This window comes from Mesorhizobium sp. M7A.F.Ca.AU.001.01.1.1, from assembly GCF_004022735.1.
In the GTDB taxonomy this organism is placed as follows: Bacteria; Pseudomonadota; Alphaproteobacteria; order Rhizobiales; family Rhizobiaceae; genus Mesorhizobium; species Mesorhizobium ciceri.
Map to the genome: position 1 here is coordinate 1 of NZ_RZPF01000825.1, position 2,596 is coordinate 2,596.

The window sequence follows — 2,596 nt, forward strand, 5'->3', positions numbered from 1 at the left end:
GTAGGGGAGTAGGGGAGTAGGGGAGTAGGGTGTGTGTTCCGCAGGTGCGATCTGCCCCTACTGTCTTACTGCCCTATTCCCTTACTCCCCTAGAGCAATCAAATGCCTTCACCGGCAAGTTCCTCCGAAATCGTGCCGACCTGGTCCTGGGCGCTGCGCATCATCGGATAGATGGCCAGCACCTTTTGCCAGGCCTCGAGCGCCGATTGCTTGTGGCCGGTCAACGCCATGATCTGCGCCAGGCCGGACAGCGCACCGAAATGGCGCGGCTCGAGCTGCAGCGTATGGTCGATGTCGGACATCGACTTGCCGTAGTTCTTCATCATGAAATGGACGGTGGCGCGCCGGTTCCAGCCCTCGGCATAAGTAGGCTGCAAAGTCACCACCTGGTCGAGGAAATCGAGCGCGACGTCGAACTTCTGGCCCTCGACGGCTTTTTGCGACCATTGCATCATCAGGTCGATCGAGGCGCTGCCGGATTGCGACCACTCGCTCCAGATGTTGCCGGCGATGCGCTCCGCCGCCTTTTCGTTGCGTTCGCGTTTCAAGTCGCTGAACAGCTGATCGAGGCGGGCTTGTTTCGTCGTTGGGGCGGGCGGCGCATCCTGAGTGGACGGCGGCGCGACAGCACCATCCGCCCATGCCGGGCCATAAATGACGCCGGAAACAAGCAGAGATGTCAAAAATGCAAAAGGAATCCGCATCGCCGGACTCTAGTCCCGGGCGAGAGAACGTCAAACTGAATTTGGCGTGAAAAGGCCGGCAGACGGCGACAAGCATCAAATGGGCGGAGGCGACAGCCTCCTGCCCGAAAACTCAGCCCTGACGTGCCTTGTAGCGCGGGGCGGTCTTGTTGATGATGTAGATGCGGCCCTTGCGGCGAACCAGCTGGTTGTCGCGGTGACGCGCCTTCAGCGCCTTGAGCGAATTCTTGATCTTCATGGTCTTGCCTGTCGGTGTGGACCCGGTTGGGTCGAAATTTTAAGGCGCGCCAGAAGACGCGCCTTTGAACTGTGGGTGGCTCATAAACGAGGAGCCTTGTCCCTGTCAACCGCAAGCGTGCTCCATAGCGGCTGTGAATCATCCCTGTCATCAATTATCCGCCATGTCTGCCTTGCGGCATTGCGCGGCCCTGGGCCGGCTGGGATGATGCGGTCGCCGTGAAATGATTTGGAGACGACTATGCGCCGGATGTTCCTGGCCGCCTGCCTTGTCCTGCTGGCGGCAGCTTCGGTTGCGCGCGCGCAGGAATGCGACCGCAGCGACGACAGCCAGCAAATGATGAACATCTGTGCCGGCGAGGATTACCAGGCGGCCGACGCCAGGCTCAACACGGCCTATCAGAACCTCACCAGCTCGGACGATGCCAACGGCAAGAGATTGCTGCAGGTGGCGCAACGCGCCTGGATCACTTTTCGCGATGCCGAGTGCGCGCATTCCACCGCCGCCAGCGAAGGCGGATCGATCCATTCGATGGAAGTTTCGCAATGCCTGACCCAGATTGACCAATGACCGCGTCAAGCAGCTCGCTGCCGCGGCCAATTGCGAGGAAGGCGATGGGAGTTGCGCCAATACAGGGCAGGACGAGAGCGACGACGCGCAGTAGGCAACCTTATGAGGCGCGACGTCTGATCCGAGTGAAATGACCCATCTTGCGGCCGGGCCGCGCTTCGGTCTTGCCGTAGAGATGCAGCATCAGATCGGGCTCGGCGAGAAGCTCCGGGACGCGCAGCACATCGTCGCCGATCAGGTTTTCCATCACGCAGTCGGAATGGCGGTCCGGGCCGCCGAGCGGCAGGCCGGCGATGGCGCGGATATGCTGCTCGAACTGCGAAACGACACAGGCGGCTTCCGTCCAATGGCCGGAATTGTGCACGCGCGGCGCGATCTCGTTGGCCAGCAGCGAGCCATCGGCCAGCACGAAGAACTCGACGCCGATGACACCGACATAGTCGAGCGCCGCAAGGATCTTCGATGCGGCCGTTCGGGCTGCTTGCGCCGTCTCCGGCATAATGGCGGCCGGCAAGGTCGATGTGTGGAGAATGCCGTTGCGATGGATATTCTCGGCTGGATCGTAGGCGACAACCGCACCGTCCAGCCCACGCGCCGCGATCACCGATATCTCGCGCTCGAACGGCACGAAGGACTCCAGAATCAGCGGCACATTGCCCATCGCCTCGCATGTGCCGGCAAAACCGCCGGCTTCCATGTTGCGGAAGACGCGCTGGCCCTTGCCGTCATATCCCATGCGCCGGGTCTTCAGGATGCCGCTGCCGTCGAATGCTTTCAGCGCCGCCGCCAGCTCGTCATCATTGTCGACGGCGTGGAAATCGGCGGTGGCAATGCCGATGCCGTTGAGGAATGTTTTTTCGTCCACCCGGTCCTGCGCCACTTCCAACGCACGCGCCGGCGGATAGACCGGAACCTTGGCCGCCAGCGCGCTGGCCGCTGCGACCGGGACGTTCTCGAACTCGTAGGTGATGACGGAACTTGACGCTGCCAGGTCGGCAAGGGCGGCCGGGTCGTCATAGGCGGCTGTTATCTGCCGGTTGGCGACCTGTGCGGCCGGGCAATCCGCTTGCGGCTCCAGCACCAC

General features: G+C 62.1%; 3 protein-coding genes and 1 pseudogene. 1 reads left to right on the forward strand and 3 read right to left on the reverse strand.

Annotation, left to right across the window (positions count from 1 at the left end; all coding sequences use genetic code 11):
• Positions 1 to 98: 98 nt before the first annotated feature.
• Both EN884_RS32455 and ykgO read right to left on the reverse strand, forming a co-directional pair.
• The gene (locus EN884_RS32455; protein WP_063169173.1) at positions 99 to 704 is read right to left on the reverse strand and encodes a hypothetical protein; all 606 of its coding nucleotides are present in this window, start codon (positions 702 to 704) and stop codon (positions 99 to 101) included.
• Positions 705 to 816: 112 nt separating this feature from the next.
• Positions 817 to 942, reverse strand: a complete 126-nt coding sequence (gene ykgO, locus EN884_RS32460; protein WP_006203764.1) for a type B 50S ribosomal protein L36 — start codon at positions 940 to 942, stop codon at positions 817 to 819.
• 240 nt (positions 943 to 1,182) lie between these two features.
• On the opposite strand from ykgO, the pseudogene EN884_RS32465 reads away from it, so the two are divergent.
• Positions 1,183 to 1,606, forward strand: a pseudogene (locus EN884_RS32465) (lysozyme inhibitor LprI family protein).
• A gap of 6 nt (positions 1,607 to 1,612) precedes the next feature.
• On the opposite strand, the gene EN884_RS32470 reads toward EN884_RS32465, so the two are convergent.
• Positions 1,613 to 2,596: 5-(carboxyamino)imidazole ribonucleotide synthase (locus EN884_RS32470; protein ID WP_128360985.1), on the reverse strand; the 984-nt coding region annotated here is incomplete at its 5' end.

What these genes read in the sequence shown, in the direction of transcription:
- ykgO (WP_006203764.1), bottom strand. Translation starts at nt 942, where the DNA reads ATGAAGATCAAGAATTCGCTCAAGGCGCTGAAGGCGCGTCACCGCGAC.
- EN884_RS32455 (WP_063169173.1), bottom strand. Translation starts at nt 704, where the DNA reads ATGCGGATTCCTTTTGCATTTTTGACATCTCTGCTTGTTTCCGGCGTC.